This is a genomic window from Youngiibacter fragilis 232.1, from assembly GCF_000495435.3.
Classification (GTDB): Bacteria; Bacillota; Clostridia; order Clostridiales; family Clostridiaceae; genus Youngiibacter; species Youngiibacter fragilis.
Window position 1 is genome coordinate 1 of the sequence record NZ_AXUN02000223.1, and the last position, 17,758, is coordinate 17,758.

The following is a 17,758-nucleotide window of genomic DNA, read 5'->3' on the forward strand; positions in this document are numbered from 1 at the left end:
TTTTATTAAGGGAGATTCAATGGATAATAAAATTCCAGAGGACCGATGATGGCGAGTACATCACAAGCCTTCCTACGGACTATGAAAAGCTCACACCATGCTTCGGAAGGCATACGTGCCACATGGGAGCTGCAAAGGCACTCAAGGCGCTTGCAGCCATTCCTGAAGGCATGAGGACAGAGCAGATAAGGGTAAAGAATGACGAGCTTGTCGAGTACTTCCTCATACACAGGCTGTTCAAGAAGAGCCACGACCTCGAGAAAACATCCAAACCTGGATGGCTCAGACTTGGATTCCCGCTAATGTACCAGACGGACATCCTCGAGCTCCTGATGATAATGGCTGCTCTTGGGATAAAGGACAAAAGACTCGAGGATGCACTCGACGTACTTAGAGGTAAGATGACTCCAGAAGGGACGTGGATCATGGAGACCTCAAACAGCGGGAAAATGATTGCAGATATCGAGAAGAAGGGGAGTCCATCTAAGCGGATAACCATGAGAGCGATTAATGTCCTAGAGTATTATGGGAATTATGACCGCTAATGGAATACCGAATGATGGCGTAATTAAAGCATAGATTGACCTACTGCAAATTGAACCCCAACAGGTGAACCCAATTGAGTTGCTTCATCGCTTTCATATATTTTAATTTTCAAAAGGTCAGTAATTTTGCTCTCATTGACCACATGTTGGTCTACAATATAGATAGAGAAATCTGGAGGTATCAAAAACATGACTGGCATCGTACTTGGAATTGTCTCATTCACATTTCTAATCATCTGGTACCTTGTGGACAGGAAGAAGATGTACTGGCTCATTGCAGGAGTCAATACAGCTTCAGAGGAGCAGAAGGCCAATATGGACCTTGAATCGATAGGTAAGGCTGTTGGTAAGATGAGCCTTTCACTCGCTCTCATCAATCTTATTTCAGCATTGACCTGGAAGACCGGAGAGTCATCGTTCTTCATCGCTATGGCTGCAAACATCCTTGTCCCAATAATAACAATAGTGAAAATAAGAAAATATGATACTAACAGGAAGACTAAAGGAGAGACTATACTTGCTGCCTCATTCACCCTGGTCATTGTTATCGGGATCGGAATACTGTTCCTGACGACAATCAAGGAGAGCAGTGTTGCCATTGAAGGGGATAGTGTGAAGGTTTCAGGGATCTTCGGCCGAAGCATCCCTCTTGGTGATATTGAGGACATCAGGATTGTAGAGACGCTTCCTGTTGTGACCATGAGGACCAATGGTGCAGCTATAGGCAGCGTCCTTAAGGGCAGGTTTAAACTGGTCGGTGCTAACAGGGCCTATCTGTATCTATACAAGTCAGGAGGTCCCTATATACTGATTGAGACACTCGATTATCCTGTATACCTGAACTTCAGGGATGATAAGACTCTGTACAATACCATGGTCGCCTTGTCCTCGGCAGATCCGGTGAAGTGAAATTAATTTCTTAATAAAGTCTTAACATTTTGATATTCAAACAATCCTGGCACTATAATAAGAGCTGTATCTACAGCAATAGCGATAGGAGATTGATTATCATAGGGAAATTGAATGAGTTAAGATTAGGCGACCTTGTCGCCAGGGTTCCGATAGTTCAGGGAGCCATGGGAATAGGGGTTTCACTTTCAGGACTTGCTGCAGCGGTGGCAAATGCCGGAGGCATTGGAGTCATCTCGGGAGTGCAGACAGGTTTCAAGGAGCCTGATTTCGTGAAGAACAACCTCGAAGCCAACAAGAGGGCGATGATAGCCCAGATCAGGAGGGCGAGGGAGCTTTCAGACGGGATCATAGGGATAAACATGCTGGCTGCAATGAACAACTACAAGGAGCTGGTAATGACAGCAATAGCTGAAGGCATAGACCTTGTAGTATCAGGGGCAGGTCTTCCTCTTGACCTTCCGGAGCTTGTAAAGGGAACTAAAACGAAGATTGCGCCGATAGTATCGTCAGGCAAGGCAGCAGCACTTATTTCCAAGGTATATGACAAGAAGTTCGGAAGGACCACAGACATGTTCATAGTGGAGGGTCCGGAAGCAGGAGGACATCTCGGCTTCAAGAGGGAAGACATTGAGTCAGGAAACGTGAAGCCGCTCAGGGAGCTTATACCGGAAGTGCTTGAGGCTATCAAGCCATATGAGGAAAAATACGGGGTAAAGATACCGGTCATAGCTGCCGGCGGAGTGTTTACAGGCAAGGATATTGCTGAATACCTCAATCTCGGTGCAGCAGGCGTACAGATGGCAACCAGATTCGTAGCCACTGAGGAATGCGATGCGGACTTAAGCTTCAAGATGGCTTATGTCAATGCGAAGAAGGAAGACATAAGACTCGTGAAGAGCCCTGTCGGCATGCCCGGAAGAGCTGTGAACAACAGCTTCACCAAGCAGCTCGATGAAGGGGACATCAAGGTAAGGAGATGCTACAACTGCCTCATACCTTGTGACCCAAGGACCACCCCTTACTGCATATCTGATGCTCTGATGAGTTCGGTATCCGGTGGTGAGGGACTTGTATTTGCAGGAAGCAATGCGTACAGGGTTGAAAAGATAGTCAAGGTTCAGGAGCTGGTAGACGAACTAGTCAGTGAAGCTGAACAATATGTGAAGTAGAAGGCCTTAGGCCTTCTTTTCTTATAATTATTTATATGATTTCTGGAATCCTGATTCAATTGGCACCTGAAACATGATACTATTTTCAGTGATGGCATAAGCTTATGCCTATAAACACTCATTCTTTATAAGTAATTCATATCTTAGACATATAATATATTGTGGATTGGAGGGATAGTATGATTCGAAGCTTAAAATATCTTGCACCAGTGATCGCCGCATCATTTCTGTTCGCTTCATGTGAAACAAGAAAGCCGAATCCGCAGGATGTCTACATATTCAAGGTCGCTTCCTTTTCAGAACTTCCTGATGAAAGCATTAGCTTCGTCAGGAACAAGACCTATGATGGCAGAATTGTAATGGAATTCACCGATGATGAATACATATATGAACTGGATGAGGCAGGAAGGTTCCTTAGCATCTTCGTAAAGGATGAACCGAAGAAGGAAGACCTGAATGACGTTAAGTCCGAAGTGCTCCAGGAGAAGACAACGGATTACCTGTTGAGGCTTGGGGTCAATCCTGAAACCTATGAAATCACCTATGCGATCAGCAGCAGCAAGGAACAGGTAACCGCTGTAGCCCGTCATAAAAGCGGAGAATACTTCACAGGCAACAATGTGTACCTGCAATACATAAAGGATGGTACCCTTATCAGCATATCCATGAAGTACGAGGATCCTGCGATTCTAAACAAGCAGAGCACCATTTCAATGGAGCAGGCAAGGAAGATACTGTTTGACTACCTTGAAACGTCTGAACTGATGAAACCATACATTACTCAGCTCAGTACAGACAAGATAAGCAGTGAAGTTGACATATACTATGGAAAAAAGGTGTACAACTTCTACTTTACTCTTGCAACTGCAAACGCAGGCAAATTCAAATGCAAATATGTCATTTCCACGGAGACAGGTTCAATACTTTCAAAGCTTGAACCAAAATAGGAGCAGAACCCTTGACCAGGGATCTGCTCCTTTTTTTGGGTCTGATATTATATTTTATTCAATTCGATTTTATCATTGACATTTTATCAGTTTAGATTTAAACTGATACTAAGGAGTTGATGACATGGAAAGAGAGGACATAGTGGACAGCATTCTTATCTGGTTCAAGATATCTGGAATACACTCTGACAACATAAGGGAATCCGGTATCATAGCAAGGGAATACGGACTTACGCTTGCCCAATCAGATGTCATCGCTCAGCTCGGGATAAGGGAAATGACCCAGAATGAGCTTGCAGAAAGACTTCTTGTGACAAAAGGCGGAATCAGCCAGCTGCTGCAGGCCATGGAATGCTTAGACCTTGTTGAAAGAAGACAGGAATGGAAGACCAAGTATGTCTCCCTCACGGAAAAGGGTAGGGAGATTCATGACAGGCTCGTACCCGATCTTGAAAGGTTCCAGGGAGAGTTCTTCCAGGGTTTGTCAAAAAATGAAAAGAAAATGATGCTCGAGATGCTAAGGAAGATATCGGGCAAAAAGGAGAAAAACAATGAAACTTAAAGGAATACATCATGTTTCTGCTATTACGGCATCCGCTGCTGAAAACTATATGTTCTACACTAAGGTAATGGGGATGAGGCTTGTCAAGAAGAGCGTAAACCAGGATGACGTCTCTGTCTATCACCTGTATTACGGTGACCAGAAGGGCACACCGGGAACAGCACTTACATTCTTCGAATTTCCCGGGACTTCAAGTAACAGGGAGGGGATATCAAGCATATCGCTCATATCCTTCAGAGTGAGGGATGATAAAGCCCTTGAATACTTCGCAAGAAGATTCGATGAGTTCGGAGTCTGGCATGAGGATATCGCGGAGCGTGCAGGAAGAAAGACCCTTTACTTCAAGGACCCTGAAGGCCAGAGGCTTATGCTTGTTTCGGACAATGGTGCCGTATCTGAATCATTCATACCATGGGAACTCTCATCGGTTCCAATTGAGAATCAGATAATGGGGCTTGGACCTGTCAGGCTGACAGTAAAGGAGCCAGGGGATACGCTATACGTGCTCACGGAGATCATGGGATATAGGCTTAAAGGATCCTACAGGGCTGAAGTTCAAGGGCAGAAGGACATAATCGTGCTTGAAACAGGCGAGGGTGGCTCAGGAACAGAGATCCATCTTGAAGAGCGCAGCGACCTTCCATTTGAAAGGCAGGGATATGGCGGAGTTCATCATGTCGCCTTCAGGGTGGAGGATGAGGCTGAACTCAGGGAGTGGATAAGCAGGATAGATGATAACCGGATCAGAAACTCCGGATTTGTTGAAAGGTTCTATTTCAAGTCACTCTACTTCAGGGAGCCTAACGGAATACTATTCGAGCTGGCAACCGACGGTCCGGGCTTTGATACTGATGAGGAACTGGAATTCCTGGGTGAAAGGCTTTCTCTGCCTCCATTCCTTGAGAACAGGAGAGAGTACATAGAGAAGGTACTGAAGCCCCTTGATACAGCGGTCAGGAGGTCATGATGATACATTATTTCAAGAAAGCTGAGGAAGGAAAGAAGACCTTCCTTCTGCTCCATGGTACTGGTGGGGATGAGATGGACCTTGTCCCTCTGGCAAATATGGTCGATAAGGGCAACGGCATTTTATCGATCCGAGGTGCGGTCTCAGAAAACGGCATGAACAGGTTCTTCAGGAGGATTGCAGAGGGAATATTTGACGAGGACGATATCAGGCAAAGGGCAGGGGAGATTTCAGACTTCATACTTGAAGCATCGGAAAAGTATGGATTCAATCCTAATGACCTCATTGCCCTTGGCTATTCAAACGGAGCCAACATGATTGCCGCAATGCTGCTCCTGAAAGGCGGCATATTCAGACAGGCCATACTTCATCACCCCATGGTTCCGCTCTCTCAGGTTGGTGATATTAATCTTGAAGGTACATCAGTGTTCATAGGTGCAGGAACAAACGACCCTATTGTCACTGGCGAGAATTCTCAGAGACTATACGAGCTTCTCAAAGGGAATGGTGCTGATGCAGTTATCAGCTGGTTTGATAAGGGACACTCCCTAACAAAGGAAGAGGTATTGGCTTCAAGGGAATGGCTTCTATCACAAACCTAAGTAAAATAATATAAAATCAAACAGGATAAAAGGATCATATCTATTATTGAAGAGGAGCGCATCTGCGCTCCCTTTTTTAACTTATCCTGTCTAAAGCTTCTCTGCGAAACTCTTTCCGAACTCGCGGCATCTTACAAGGCCATCTTCATCAGGATTCCAAAGTTCCTTTATTCCCGGCTGGACTACCTCAAGTCCTGCTTCCTTAAGCCTCTGTTCAATGACTCCTATATGCTCTCCGCTCCAGCCATATGATCCAAATGCAGCTGTCTTCTTATCCTTGAAGCCGATTCCCTTGACCATGTCCAACATTCCAGAGACAGCAAACAGCACATTCTTATTGATTGTAGAGGATCCGACCATGAAAGCCTTGGACCTGAACAGCTCTGTAAGTATGTCGTTCTTGTCAGCATGTGATGCGGAGTAGAGCTTAACTGCAACCTCACTGTCTACAGACTTGATCCCTTCAGCGATTGCCTCAGCCATCTTCCTGGTACTCTTCCACATGCTGTCATATACCAGGGTAATTTGGTTTTCCTTGTATCTGTTCGCCCATTCCATATACTTCTCGATTATCTGACCCGGATTATCCCTCCATATAATGCCATGGCTCGGGCATATCATGTCTACAGGCAGATTGAATGACAGAAGCTCCTTGATCTTGTTAGTAACAAGGGCACTGAAAGGGGTCAGGATATTGGCATAATATTTTATCGCTTCCTCGAAAAGTTCACACTGCTTGACCAGATCATTGTACATCAAGTCAGAAGCAAAATGCTGTCCGAACGCATCGTTGCTAAACAGGATGTTGTCCTTTGTCATATAGGTCATCATGCTGTCAGGCCAGTGAAGCATCCTGGCTTCAACAAAGATCAGCTTTCTTTCACCGATTTCAATTGAATCTCCGGTCTTTACTGTGACGAAGTTCCAGTCCTCATGGAAATGGCCCTTCAGATTCTTCATGCCATTAGCAGTGCAGTAAACAGGTACATTTGGTATCTCCTTAAGGAGAAGTGGGAGAGAACCACTGTGGTCGATTTCCGCGTGATTGGCTACAATCATGTCTATCTTGTTCAAGTCGATCTCTTTCTTCAGATTCTCCACGAACTCCTTGTCGAAAGGATCCCACACAGTATCGATAAGGACCGTCTTTTCATCTCTGACCAGATATGAATTGTAGTGGGTACCGCGATGGATGGAATACTCATCACCATGGAATGATGATAGCTCCCAGTCAATCTTACCTACCCAGGTAACATTGTCATTGATTCTGAAGCTCAAAGAAATCACCTCCGTATATTCATCCTCTTAATTATATCGCCATTAGCAAACGATTACATCAATTAATCTAAAAGACCTTTAGTCCATGTAATATCGCAATAGAACATTTGTTCTTAGATATGGTTCATCAGAAATCAGCTCGCTTGACCTGGAATCTGCGGTACAGAAGGAGATACAGAACACGGCTGCAACTCAGGTGTTTTTTACGAGGAATTTACTTATCTTACTGATCATGGCAGCTCAAGGTCTTTAAGTCGGTGGAGTACATAAATTCAATCAGACATGATCTAAGTAAGGTACTCAATCAGAAGGACTGGTCCTGATAGGATTTACACAGTCACATTGTTCAACATGTACATGAAGGATATGTTGAACAAAGTGACAACAGGTTTAATTACTTCACGGAGGTCGGACTAAGGACAAGAAAGGGTCAATGATAGCATGATTAATTGGAACGAGCTTAAACTGAACTGGTACTTCAGCGAATTTTCTATCCTGTGATAATGAACTGGCACATATTGCAGTGATCTTGATCGAACTTACCCGAGAAAGATCCCTGAATCAGAGCAGATTCATGGCTTTTTCGACTTAAAAAGGGGTGGGAAGGGCAATTTCTCAAAATTTAATTTATTTCGCGAAATGTAGATTTCGCGAATAAATTATGATAAAATTAAAGAAGCAGAAGAAATTACCTCCAAAATAGCCCAAATCCCCCTATCGAATTCTGTTGAAAGGATGAGATCATGAATAGCGAAAATAACACGTATTTTGATCCATATCCCCAGCGCGTCATGGATTTTCTGAACTATTCAAGCACAATACGAGGAAAATCGGACAGCACTATAGATGCATACCGATATGACCTCGGACTGTTCCTAAGATTCCTGAAAAGATACAGGCATCAGGTTCCTGCTGACATTCCATTCGAAAATATTGATATCAGCGGTATTGATGATGACTTCCTGAGGCTTGTGTCGCTGTCTGATATCTATGCATTCCTTTCATTTGCAGACAAAAAGCGAATGAATTCAGCTTATGCACGCGCCAGAAAAACGGCCTGTATCAAAACTTTCTTCAAATACTTGAATCTAAAAGCACGTATAGTCGACAAAGATCCGACTGCTGAGCTGGAAAGCCCCAAAATCAAGAAGAGAAATCCTGTATACCTTACCCTGGACCAGAGCCGGGCTCTTTTAAGGTCTATGGACAAGGAAAACATAAACTACCATCGTGATTACTGTATACTTACTCTCTTCCTGAACTGCGGCATGCGTCTGTCTGAGCTTGTCAACATCAGGATCAGCAAAATCAGGAATGATACGCTGACTGTCATCGGCAAAGGCAACAAGGAACGTGTTATTTACCTCAACCAGGCATGCATAAGCAGCATCAACCAATATCTTCCTGTACGTGAAAAGAAGCAGATTCCCGATGATAACAAGGATTATCTGTTCATTTCCACGCATCTCAGGCCGATCAACAAACGCACTGTTGAGGTCCTGGTCAAGAAGCATATCAGCGCTGCAGGCCTTTATGACAATCATTACACCCCTCATAAGCTCAGGCATACTGCAGCTACACTAATGTATAAACATGGCAAGGTGGACATCAGAAGCCTGCAGCTGATACTTGGACATGAGAACGTATCGACCACTCAGATATATACACACGTCGATAATGAAGACCTAAGAGAAGCCGTGAACCTCAATCCACTCGCTGATGAAAATGTATAGTATCCATTTTATTTTAATATTAATGCATCACCTAAGATCTTTATTAATTCAGAGCTGAATCTGTCTGATTCGGCTCTTGTATTAATCTATTCAATTGAACCACAACATATAGTGGTCTAGTTGTGTTATTCATCGTAATAGCTTTACATAATTAATGATATGTCGTTATAAATCAGCTGATTCTCCCCCACTCCCCTCTTGGCAAACATCATTACACAGCATATATATTCGTATGCTCTTTTGCATTTTAAAGTACTATGTTTTATGACATACGATTGTCACATATAAATTGTATACTTGATTTGTTTGAACCTCTCATGACTAAAGTCACGAGTTTGCGCAAGATATTTCATCAATTTCAGGGAGGTATTATTTTGATCAGATTTTTCAAGTTATCATCACAGTTGGCCAGGTATCTGTTCTATGCGATGGCAGTATATTTCATAGGTATACTCACAAGCATCGCAATAGGATATTTCAAGTTTGCATCTAACGACTTGCCGATGTACTTCCTCATGGCCGCCTCTGGTATTGCCCTCCTCAGTTTTTTACTTGATGATGCAGCTAATCTGACTGAGCGTTTTTCAAGCAGGAATGCAGAGACCTCGATTAAACCGGAAGCTGAAAATCAGGGAGATGAATAGAATGCTCCCAGGAGCGGCGAATCACGGAAAAACAGAGACTATACCTCAAAATAAGGTATAGTCTCTGTTTATTCCCTGTTAAGTGATTCGATGTATTTTTCAAGGACAGCTATGGTCTCATTTCGGCTGGCTTCTGTAATCCAGCCAGTATCAGCCTTCCTGTCGAGGTAATCCCAAAATGCTGCAGTCAGGTTTGACTCCTTTATGATGAAGGTAACCGATGGAGGGCTGGTCTTGCTGACAAGCACCCCACTCCCCTCTTTTGCATAGAGAATGTAGCCTTTGTTCTGCCCGCTTTCGATGACACTTACATGATAGTTGCTGAAATCCTTAAGGTACCTGATGATATTCCGGATATGCGCTGTAAGGTCAGAAACTGTGTAGTAGCCCGGACTTCCACAGAAATAATCGGAAAGTACGATTTCTGCGATGCCATTTTTTACAGCATCAATTTCAGGAAGGACTATCTGGTGCAGATATTCGTTATCAAGGAGGTTCTTCTCGAATAGTTCAGTCCTTTGCCTCATTAATTCCGTGATGGCTTCACCAGGTAGTGTACCCATGCTTCCGACTATCCTTTCAATAATATATATCGGTAGAGTATATATCGATGGCGGCCCTTCAACCCTTACATTGCTGCTCTCCCCCTCAAAATCAAGGAGGTCTTCTGAAAATTCTGTAGTATCGTTTTTCTTATATATCCTCATTAGCGGTTTGCACATATTAAGATATCTAGTAAACTCTCTCTCAAAGCTTCCTACTGACACCGGGTCTGTAACGATGAAAAGAGTCGTATCTGAAAGGTCGCTTCCCATAGCTGCAGAAGATACAGCCGCTGTGCCTGGAGCAACATACAATGTACGCTTGAATACTCCATCCCTTATCTTCGGATAATAGTAAGGCTCAATGGCTCCGGTCATATACAGGGGGACCCATGCCCTTATGGCTGTCATCATTTCATCAATGTTCCTGCTTACGGTATGGATTATCCTTATCCTGTTACCAGTCATGATAGCCTTTGATATAAGCTGAGCCCATTCCCTCATGAATCTAGGGTCCTCTGTGATCCAGGAGGTATCCTGGTCGCTGAACAATAGCAATGTATGCCTCTTTCCAGAGTGGATGACCTTATCAAGAAAAATCCTTGCAGACTCCCTCATGCCCTGGTTTCCAAATGTAATCATGGCATTCTCGAGGTCCGGACTTGCAGGCTCTTCTCTACCTATGACCACTCCTCCAGCACTCATTGGATTGGAGATTGACATATTGTCAAGAAAGCCACGTACCATACTGCCCTTCCCTGGCTTCTCCTGATTGAGCCAGCTGTGGATCAGGTCTTTCCTGGTTTCCCTGTCACTCAGGCTTTTTGATGTTTCATTCCCGCCCATCATTTCAACAATTGCACTCCATTGGAAATCCTGGCTGCAGTTCTTGGAGAAATACATGGCCATTGACATGGTGTATGATTCGTTTTTAGCCGGGGTCCTGTCCCCTCTCCTCAAACGGCTTATGTATGAGGGATCAATGTTGGACCATTGCGCAAGAGCGCTGTTTGAGGTCTTTGTAAGGGTCATTAGAAAATCAAGTTTTTCGGCAAATGTCATACTGAATCGCCTCCACTTTGATGATAACAAACGCAGGATTGGCTGTAAATGATTTCTGTCACGATTCGTGCCAAAACTGTCATTGACAAAACGGGGCCTGCTGTTAAAAGCTTAGATAAATCTTGTTATAATGATTTACACAAGCAATATTACAATTGGTGGTGATGACCTTGACTAAGAACACGATACGTTCTATTGCACACGTTGTCATTGCTTTGCAGCTGTTGCCAGACTCCTCAGTCACAGTGCTTGCTTCATCAGGTGTCGCAACCTATGCTGCCAGCGAGGTATCGATTGCTCCATTCATTTCTTCAGCAGTATTCGGCAGCGTTGCCCTTTTCATATACCTTTTCAGTCTGAAAAGCGGAACGGAAGAATAGCAATTATCACTCCTATCATATTTTAAGGGCATTGCTGCACTCAGCAATGCCCTTATTAAATTCCTGAAATAATGCTCTATTCTACCTCTCGATACTCCAGTATGTCCCCTATCTGACATTCCAGAGCCCTGCATATCGCTTCCAGCGTGCTGAACCGAATAGCCCTTGCCTTTCCTGTCTTAAGGTTAGATATGTTTGAAAGTGTAATCCCCACTCTTTCGGAAAGCTCAGTAACACTCATTTTCCGCCTCGCCAGCATTACATCTAGATTCACTACAATTCCCATTTTCAGACCTCCTATACGGTCAGTTCGATTTCTTCCTTGTATCCAATGACCTTCCGTAGAAGCTCTTCTAGAATGCCGGCGAAAGAACCAACCATTATTGACGCCAGAATTATCATAAGTACAAGGAGACCTATTGGAGGACTTATATCCACGAGCCTTGCCATTATTGCAGTTCCGGTGAAATACATTGCCACGAGAACGAAAGCACAGACCCTTATAGCCTTTAGACAAAATACAGCATTGTTAGAGAATTCATCACTTCGTTGGATTATGAAGGTCAGCTTCATCGCAAAAAAAACTGCTGCCATGAATGGAATGAGCGTCGAGTATATCGCCAAAAGAAGAGGGTATCGCAAATATGCCCACTCGGGTGCGATCTCAGCATAGAACTCAGCAAGTTCCGGCAGTACCGTAGCGCAAATCAGGAGCACGATACCTGCTCCCAAAATGAATCCGAACCTTAATATTGGAATAGCAAATCTCTTCATGGTTCCCTCCTATGATTTCCGCTAAGCTTTAGTCTAAGCTCTCACATCAAAAACAGGATACCACTTAATTTATTGTTATTCAATATATTATTGCCGTATTTTATTATATTTTTGCTGTAATTGCTTTTCATATTTCATTTAAGGTTTATCTTTCAAGGAATGTGTTAAGCAAAATTCAGCATGGACCCTTTCATTCTGATTTAAAGACTGATCATCACAAGCTGGAAAATAATGCCAGAGCTACGGTAATGTCAGTCCCTGCATGAAAAAGTACTGATCCGATGAGACTGTCATTATCCTGAGTAAGCCTTCCCCAAACAAGAGCCAAAGGCAGGAGATAGGCAAGAAACATCAGCGAGTCCGTGGTATAGGTTACTCCCGTATGGTGGAGAACAAAAGGAATCGCCACTGCCAGGTTGGACAGATTCCTTCCCATAAGTGGCTCCATTCTACCTAAGAACAGCCCTCTGAAAAGAAGTTCCTCATTGAGAGCGTTACCCGCTATAAATATTATGATCCATGGGAGCCACTCCAGAACCTCAGTGAAAGTGAACCCTTGCGCTCCGAAAATTCCGGCCATGTAAGGTGACAGGATAGCTGCTGCCGCAAAGGATGGAATCCCAATGGAAATCCCTCTCTTAAGGTTACCTTCCTGAAGTCTCAGGTCCTTTGACGATCCTCCCGAAAGCCTGTTGAGAATAATGATAGTCAGTATTATTATTAGGCTGCTGTCCAGTTTATCAAGCGCCAGGCCCATTGGAGTGGTGTAGTCGGTACCCACTGCCTTTACTATCCATCTGCTTGTCGGCAGGTAAAGATCCAGGGATATTGCTGTCATTGCGATGAAGAAAGACATTGATAACCCCTTATCAGCGTTTTGGTTCCTTCTGCCATTAGAAACTAAAGAAAGGGAAAGGAATGCTCCAGCCAATATAAGACGGGAAACAACATCAGCCGTACCGGAAAATATGGGTCTCATATGGCTGAATACCAGAAATACCAACAATCCTGCCAATATGGTATGAACAAAAGGAAGGACTCGCTTAGAACCACTTTCCATGATTTTTCTCCTGTAGACGGCAAAGGTCCGCACACTGGTGCGGACCTTTGGAATCATTTTGCTGAAAGCGCGACTATAGCCTCCAGCGCTATCTTCATCATTTCCTTGAACGTTTCCTGCCTTTCCTGAGGTGTTGTAGCCTCACCTGTAATAAGGCTGTCTGAAACAGTAAGTATGGTCAGTGCTTTTGCCCCGGCAAGTGCAGCTTCAGTATACAAGGCAGCAGCTTCCATTTCAACGCCGAGAGTACCTGCATCCATGAACATCTTGGCAGCACTGCTGTCATCGTAGAACAGGTCTGAACTGAGAACATTGCCTACATGCACGTTGATCCCCATATCCCTGGCCTTGTTGTAGGCTGCCAGAAGAAGGTCAAAGTCTGCAGTAGGTGCAAAATCAAGTCCCTTGAACCTGTTCCTGTTGATTGATGATGTAGTGGAAGCTGAGCTTGCTATTATGACGTCCCTTATCTTTACATTTTCCTGCATCGCTCCGCAGCTTCCGACTCTTATAAGGTTCTTGACTCCGAATTCATGGATCAGCTCATGTGCGTAGATTGAGATAGATGGTATTCCCATACCCGTACCCTGAACGGAAACAGGTACCCCCTTGTATGTACCAGTATATCCAAGGATACCCCTGACTTCATTGTACAGTACCGGATTTTCAAGGAAGTTCTCTGCTATGAACTTTGCCCTTAGAGGATCTCCCGGAAGCAGTATGGACTCTGCAATATCTCCCTTGTTTGCATTGATATGTGGTGTTGGCATATCATCACTCCTCGTCATCTTACTCGCCCTGTGAGGGCTCTCATCACTTAGATTATACCATAATCAGGGACTATTTAAGAACGTCACCAAATGTTCAAAATTGAACATTTGTTTGTATTTCCAGCTATCTCATGATATAATTTAGAAAATGATCAAGAGAGGTGCAAGAATGGCTCAAAAGGAGACCAGGAAGAAAGTATATGAGTATGTGCTGGCATTCACTGAGGAAAAGGGCTATCCGCCTTCGGTAAGGGAAATAGCAGCTGCAGTCGACCTGAAGTCCACATCATCAGTCCACAATCATCTACAGAAGCTGGAAAAGGATGGATTGCTAAAGAGAGATCCTACCAAGCCTCGTGCACTCGAGATAGCTGAGCTTGGAAGCAGGGCAGAAATGCTGAACATACCAATCCTCGGAAAGGTTACGGCTGGTGTCCCGATACTTGCTGTAGAGAATATAGATGAGTACTTCCATATGCCGATGAATTTCGTAAAGCATGACAATGACCTTTTCATGCTCAAGGTAATCGGAACCAGTATGATCGAAGCAGGAATAATCAATGGCGACCTGGCTATTGTTGAGAAAGTAAATTCAGCGAACAATGGCGACATTGTCGTGGCCATGATAGAAAACGAAGCGACAATCAAGAGATTTTTCAAGGAACATGGACACATCAGGCTTCAGCCTGAAAACTCAGCCATGGAGCCCATCATTGTTCCATCATGCGAGATTCTTGGAAAACTCGTAGGACTATACAGGAAATTCTAGATAATCCAAGGCCCCCGGCAAAAACTGCCGGGGGCCTTTCTTAATGCTCAAATATTATATGCCGATCACTCCAACTGCATTAAGGAAAACTATAAGCAGAAGTATCGGAGTCACAAATTTGAGGATAATGTGATAAACAGGGGCAAGCTTAGAAACACCATCATTGCTTGCGCTGCCAAATGACAGGCTTAGGTCCTTTGTCTTTACCTTCCATCCTACAAATATCGCTATGAGAAGGCCCCCCACCGGGAGGAATATGTTCGAGGACAGGTAATCGAAGAAGTCAAAGAAGCTCTTTCCAAATATCATTGTCGATCCAAACATGCTTTCAGGGTGTACTGTAAGCGCGCCTACCGCCAGGATGACTGCAGAAATTGAAACTACTGCATTTCTTCTGCTGATACCAAGTTCTTCAGTAAGCACAATAACAGGAACCTCAACCATTGAGATCATTGCAGTGGTTGCAGCAATGGCAGCAAGGCTGAAAAACAGTATGAGAAGCACATTTCCAAATGGAATCAGTGAGAACACGAGTGGAATCGTATTGAACAGAAGCCCCGGCCCGCCACCAGGTTCAAGCCCAAAGGTGAAAACGACAGGAAATACTGCCAGGCCTGCCAGAAGCGAAACCATTGTATCAGATGCCGCCACCTTGAAGGCAGTATTTACTATCTTGTTATCCTCGTTGAAATAGCTTCCGTATGTTATCATGGTCCCCATTCCAAGAGAAAGCTTGAAGAAGGACAATCCCAGGGCTGTCAGTATTACTGAAGGGGTAATCTTTGAAAAATCCACACCCATCAGGAAATCCAGTCCTTTTCCTGCACCTTCAAGGGTAAGCGACCTTACTGCGATGATTACTATAAGGATTAGGAGTACAGGCATCAGAGTCTTTGTTACCCTCTCTATGCCCTTCTTCACTCCAGCCACAAGAATTACCGTGACCACAGCTACTGCAGCTGCCTGCCATGCAAATGGCGAGAAGGTTCCTCCCACGGTGCTTCCGAACTGAGCTTCCACAGCTTTTCCCGCAGCATCAAAGGGCATGGTTGAAAGCACCTTGAAATCCCCTCTTACAGCCTTCAGGACGTATGAGTACACCCATCCTGCCACAGAGCTATAGAAGAACATTATGAGAAGTGCTGACATCATTCCCATGAAGCCTATGATCCTCCAGAATCTGGATGCCTTCAGCTTCTTGAATACGCCTACTGCGTTAGCTCTGGTTGTCTTTCCCAGATAGAATTCCGCTATCATAATGGGGACACCCACAAGGACAACGCTTATCAGGTAGACAAGTATGAATGCACCGCCGCCGTTCTGGCCAGTAAGGTACGGGAACTTCCAGATGTTTCCTAAGCCTACTGCTGAACCCAATGTAGCAAAGAATACAGCAAGTCCGGATGAAAATGTCTCCCTTCCCTGCCTTACACCATTATTAGTCGATTTATCAGTCATTTTATACCTCATTGCATTTATTGGCCAATATATTGGCAGTAGAATATTACCATATACCTGGAAAACAGACAATATGGTTTGTTATAACTTGTTTGTTATAACTGAAGCCAAGATCATACAAAAACAAGGGTGCAAAGTGCACCCTTATCTGTTAATAGCCACCTGAATCCTCATATGAGACCGGTTCATTCTCTTCATCCTTAATGATATTCTCAGTCTTTATGGTTACCTTCAGTTCCTTTATCCTCTTCCCTGACATCTTGAGAACCTTGAGTTCAGTGCCCTGATGGAATACCCTGTCGCCCTTTACCGGGACCCTTCCAAGCTTTTCTATGACATAGCCGCCCAATGAATCAGTATTCTCAGAATAAAGGTCGAGGCCTGACCTGTCGTTAAAGTCGTCTATGGACACCAGTCCATCAACGATGAATATGTTATCAGTCACCTTGTTGATGTATCCATCTATGATGTCATGCTCGTCATACATGTTCCCTACGATTTCTTCAAGCAGATCTTCAATTGTCACAATTCCGGAAAAGCCGCCGTACTCATCGATAAGGATTGCCAGCTGCTGCTTCTTGCCCTGCATCTCCTTGAATAGGTCATCGATATATTTGGTCTCAGGAGCAAACATCGGTTTCCTGAGAAGGCTCTCAAGGTTACCTGGTTTTCCGGTGTTTGTTATCCTTCTGAAAAGGTCCTTGACATACAGTATTCCGATTATGTTGTCTACATCCTCATCATAGAGAGGGATCCTTGAAAAGTTGCTGTTTATAGCTTTTGTTACTATGTTGTTGACAGGCTCCTGCATAGAGATCATGTCCACTTCAGTCCTTGGTGTCATGACCTCCCTTGCAAGCTTGTTGTCGAATTCCAGGATTCCCTCAAGCATGTCTCTTTCAGTCTGGTTGATCACTCCCTTTTCTCTTCCAACCTCGATCAGGGACTTGATCTCCTCAAGTGAAACCTCCTGGTCCAGAGTGTCGGAGTGTATTCCGATAAGCTTCGCGAAGAAGCTTGTCGATGCACTCAGGAACTTGACAAATGGCCGTGCAACGACTGATACTACCCTGATGACCCCGATGGCTCTCAAGGCCGTCTTCTCAGGATTCTGGAGCGCCATCCTCTTAGGAAGAAGCTCACCGAAGACAAGTGTGAAATAGGAGATTATTATAGTGATCAGGACGACTGAAATAGTTTCGCTGTAAGGCACATTGTACTTTAGAAGTAACTTGCCCATTTCCCGGGCGAGTCCTGTAGCTGCCTGTGCGCTTGCAAAGAAACCAGCAAGTGTTATCCCTACCTGGATAGTTGAAAGGAAATCGCTTGGCCTCTCAAGTATCTTTATTAGATTCAGGGCTTTCTTGTCACCCGCCTCCGCCTTGACGCTTATCTTCGTCCTGTTTGAAGATACGGTTGCCATCTCTGCCATGGCAAAGAACGAATTGACAAGTACAAGGACTATTATGAGGACTATCTGGGATATGAGTTCTGTTGTGCTCATAGGTATGTGCATTTCTCCTTCATTATGCTTAATAACTATATTTTAGCACAAATGTCGCCAGCATGCGTTTTTTACATGTT

At 44.2% G+C, this 17,758-nt stretch carries 18 protein-coding genes and 1 pseudogene; 11 read left to right on the top strand and 8 right to left on the bottom strand.

From position 1 onward, the window contains the following. The 7 genes and pseudogenes from T472_RS19835 to T472_RS17580 all read left to right on the top strand — a co-directional run. Nucleotides 1–545, top strand: a pseudogene (locus tag T472_RS19835) (nitrogen fixation protein NifH); the annotation flags it as partial. Nucleotides 546–734: 189 nt separating this feature from the next. Continuing rightward, nucleotides 735–1,454 carry a DUF3784 domain-containing protein gene (locus T472_RS17555; protein WP_023385036.1) on the top strand — a complete coding sequence of 240 codons (720 nt, stop codon included), beginning with the start codon at nucleotides 735–737 and terminating at the stop codon, nucleotides 1,452–1,454. Nucleotides 1,455–1,555: 101 nt separating this feature from the next. Further along, nucleotides 1,556–2,626: a nitronate monooxygenase gene (locus T472_RS17560; protein ID WP_040908146.1), complete on the top strand. Its 1,071-nt coding sequence runs from the start codon at nucleotides 1,556–1,558 to the stop codon at nucleotides 2,624–2,626. A 179-nt stretch (nucleotides 2,627–2,805) separates the two neighbouring features. Then, nucleotides 2,806–3,573: a hypothetical protein gene (locus T472_RS17565; protein ID WP_023385042.1), complete on the top strand. Its 768-nt coding sequence runs from the start codon at nucleotides 2,806–2,808 to the stop codon at nucleotides 3,571–3,573. Between the two features lie 124 nt (nucleotides 3,574–3,697). Beyond that, the gene (locus T472_RS17570) at nucleotides 3,698–4,135 is read left to right on the top strand and encodes a MarR family winged helix-turn-helix transcriptional regulator (RefSeq protein WP_023385045.1); all 438 of its coding nucleotides are present in this window, start codon (nucleotides 3,698–3,700) and stop codon (nucleotides 4,133–4,135) included. Further along, nucleotides 4,125–5,102, top strand: coding sequence for a ring-cleaving dioxygenase (locus T472_RS17575; RefSeq protein WP_023385047.1), 978 nt, complete (start codon nucleotides 4,125–4,127; stop codon nucleotides 5,100–5,102). Before T472_RS17570 ends, T472_RS17575 begins: the two co-directional genes overlap by 11 nt. Further along, a complete protein-coding gene (locus T472_RS17580; RefSeq protein WP_023385052.1) occupies nucleotides 5,102–5,704 on the top strand; it encodes an alpha/beta hydrolase in 603 nt (200 codons plus the stop codon). The genes T472_RS17575 and T472_RS17580 overlap by 1 nt, the downstream gene beginning before the upstream one ends. Before the next feature lie 90 nt (nucleotides 5,705–5,794). Here T472_RS17580 and T472_RS17585 read toward each other — a convergent pair whose 3' ends face one another. Then, complete coding sequence (locus T472_RS17585) at nucleotides 5,795–6,982, bottom strand: anaerobic nitric oxide reductase flavorubredoxin (protein ID WP_023385054.1); 1,188 nt, start codon at nucleotides 6,980–6,982, stop codon at nucleotides 5,795–5,797. A gap of 743 nt (nucleotides 6,983–7,725) precedes the next feature. On the opposite strand from T472_RS17585, the gene T472_RS17590 reads away from it, so the two are divergent. Beyond that, nucleotides 7,726–8,715: a tyrosine recombinase XerC gene (locus T472_RS17590; protein ID WP_040908133.1), complete on the top strand. Its 990-nt coding sequence runs from the start codon at nucleotides 7,726–7,728 to the stop codon at nucleotides 8,713–8,715. 374 nt (nucleotides 8,716–9,089) lie between these two features. After that, nucleotides 9,090–9,359: a hypothetical protein gene (locus tag T472_RS17595; protein WP_023387465.1), complete on the top strand. Its 270-nt coding sequence runs from the start codon at nucleotides 9,090–9,092 to the stop codon at nucleotides 9,357–9,359. A 68-nt stretch (nucleotides 9,360–9,427) separates the two neighbouring features. On the opposite strand, the gene T472_RS17600 is transcribed toward T472_RS17595, so the two are convergent. Beyond that, a complete protein-coding gene (locus T472_RS17600) occupies nucleotides 9,428–10,963 on the bottom strand; it encodes a hypothetical protein (RefSeq protein ID WP_023387464.1) in 1,536 nt (511 codons plus the stop codon). Between the two features lie 170 nt (nucleotides 10,964–11,133). Between T472_RS17600 and T472_RS17605 the strand changes: the two genes are divergently transcribed. Then, nucleotides 11,134–11,343, top strand: coding sequence for a hypothetical protein (locus T472_RS17605; protein ID WP_023387463.1), 210 nt, complete (start codon nucleotides 11,134–11,136; stop codon nucleotides 11,341–11,343). A gap of 76 nt (nucleotides 11,344–11,419) precedes the next feature. On the opposite strand, the gene T472_RS17610 is transcribed toward T472_RS17605, so the two are convergent. The 4 genes from T472_RS17610 to deoD all read right to left on the bottom strand — a co-directional run bounded on the left by T472_RS17610 (nucleotide 11,420) and on the right by deoD (nucleotide 13,947). Beyond that, nucleotides 11,420–11,629 carry a helix-turn-helix domain-containing protein gene (locus T472_RS17610; RefSeq protein WP_023387462.1) on the bottom strand — a complete coding sequence of 70 codons (210 nt, stop codon included), beginning with the start codon at nucleotides 11,627–11,629 and terminating at the stop codon, nucleotides 11,420–11,422. An 11-nt stretch (nucleotides 11,630–11,640) separates the two neighbouring features. Next, the gene (locus T472_RS17615; protein WP_023387461.1) at nucleotides 11,641–12,117 is read right to left on the bottom strand and encodes a DUF2975 domain-containing protein; all 477 of its coding nucleotides are present in this window, start codon (nucleotides 12,115–12,117) and stop codon (nucleotides 11,641–11,643) included. Between the two features lie 214 nt (nucleotides 12,118–12,331). Continuing rightward, a complete protein-coding gene (locus tag T472_RS17620) occupies nucleotides 12,332–12,973 on the bottom strand; it encodes a CPBP family intramembrane glutamic endopeptidase (RefSeq protein WP_207643990.1) in 642 nt (213 codons plus the stop codon). A 257-nt stretch (nucleotides 12,974–13,230) separates the two neighbouring features. Next, nucleotides 13,231–13,947 (bottom strand): purine-nucleoside phosphorylase, encoded by a 717-nt coding sequence (gene deoD / locus T472_RS17625; RefSeq protein WP_023387891.1) that lies wholly within the window; start codon nucleotides 13,945–13,947, stop codon nucleotides 13,231–13,233. Nucleotides 13,948–14,116: 169 nt separating this feature from the next. Between deoD and lexA the strand changes: the two genes are divergently transcribed. Continuing rightward, nucleotides 14,117–14,716, top strand: a complete 600-nt coding sequence (lexA, locus tag T472_RS17630) for a transcriptional repressor LexA (RefSeq protein WP_023387892.1) — start codon at nucleotides 14,117–14,119, stop codon at nucleotides 14,714–14,716. Nucleotides 14,717–14,770: 54 nt separating this feature from the next. On the opposite strand, the gene T472_RS17635 is transcribed toward lexA, so the two are convergent. Beyond that, nucleotides 14,771–16,174, bottom strand: coding sequence for a sodium-dependent transporter (locus T472_RS17635; protein ID WP_023387893.1), 1,404 nt, complete (start codon nucleotides 16,172–16,174; stop codon nucleotides 14,771–14,773). A 151-nt stretch (nucleotides 16,175–16,325) separates the two neighbouring features. Beyond that, nucleotides 16,326–17,678 carry a hemolysin family protein gene (locus T472_RS17640; protein ID WP_023387894.1) on the bottom strand — a complete coding sequence of 451 codons (1,353 nt, stop codon included), beginning with the start codon at nucleotides 17,676–17,678 and terminating at the stop codon, nucleotides 16,326–16,328. Between the last annotated feature and the right edge of the window lie 80 nt (nucleotides 17,679–17,758).

Coding starts and splice junctions, on each gene's coding strand:
- T472_RS17600 (WP_023387464.1), bottom strand. CDS start 10,963: ATGACATTTGCCGAAAAACTTGATTTTCTAATGACCCTTACAAAGACC.
- T472_RS17565 (WP_023385042.1), top strand. CDS start 2,806: ATGATTCGAAGCTTAAAATATCTTGCACCAGTGATCGCCGCATCATTT.
- T472_RS17640 (WP_023387894.1), bottom strand. CDS start 17,678: ATGAGCACAACAGAACTCATATCCCAGATAGTCCTCATAATAGTCCTT.
- T472_RS17590 (WP_040908133.1), top strand. CDS start 7,726: ATGAATAGCGAAAATAACACGTATTTTGATCCATATCCCCAGCGCGTC.
- T472_RS17620 (WP_207643990.1), bottom strand. CDS start 12,973: ATGTCTTTCTTCATCGCAATGACAGCAATATCCCTGGATCTTTACCTG.
- T472_RS17555 (WP_023385036.1), top strand. CDS start 735: ATGACTGGCATCGTACTTGGAATTGTCTCATTCACATTTCTAATCATC.
- deoD (WP_023387891.1), bottom strand. CDS start 13,947: ATGCCAACACCACATATCAATGCAAACAAGGGAGATATTGCAGAGTCC.
- lexA (WP_023387892.1), top strand. CDS start 14,117: ATGGCTCAAAAGGAGACCAGGAAGAAAGTATATGAGTATGTGCTGGCA.
- T472_RS17635 (WP_023387893.1), bottom strand. CDS start 16,174: ATGACTGATAAATCGACTAATAATGGTGTAAGGCAGGGAAGGGAGACA.
- T472_RS17580 (WP_023385052.1), top strand. CDS start 5,102: ATGATACATTATTTCAAGAAAGCTGAGGAAGGAAAGAAGACCTTCCTT.
- T472_RS17570 (WP_023385045.1), top strand. CDS start 3,698: ATGGAAAGAGAGGACATAGTGGACAGCATTCTTATCTGGTTCAAGATA.
- T472_RS17610 (WP_023387462.1), bottom strand. CDS start 11,629: ATGGGAATTGTAGTGAATCTAGATGTAATGCTGGCGAGGCGGAAAATG.
- T472_RS17575 (WP_023385047.1), top strand. CDS start 4,125: ATGAAACTTAAAGGAATACATCATGTTTCTGCTATTACGGCATCCGCT.
- T472_RS17615 (WP_023387461.1), bottom strand. CDS start 12,117: ATGAAGAGATTTGCTATTCCAATATTAAGGTTCGGATTCATTTTGGGA.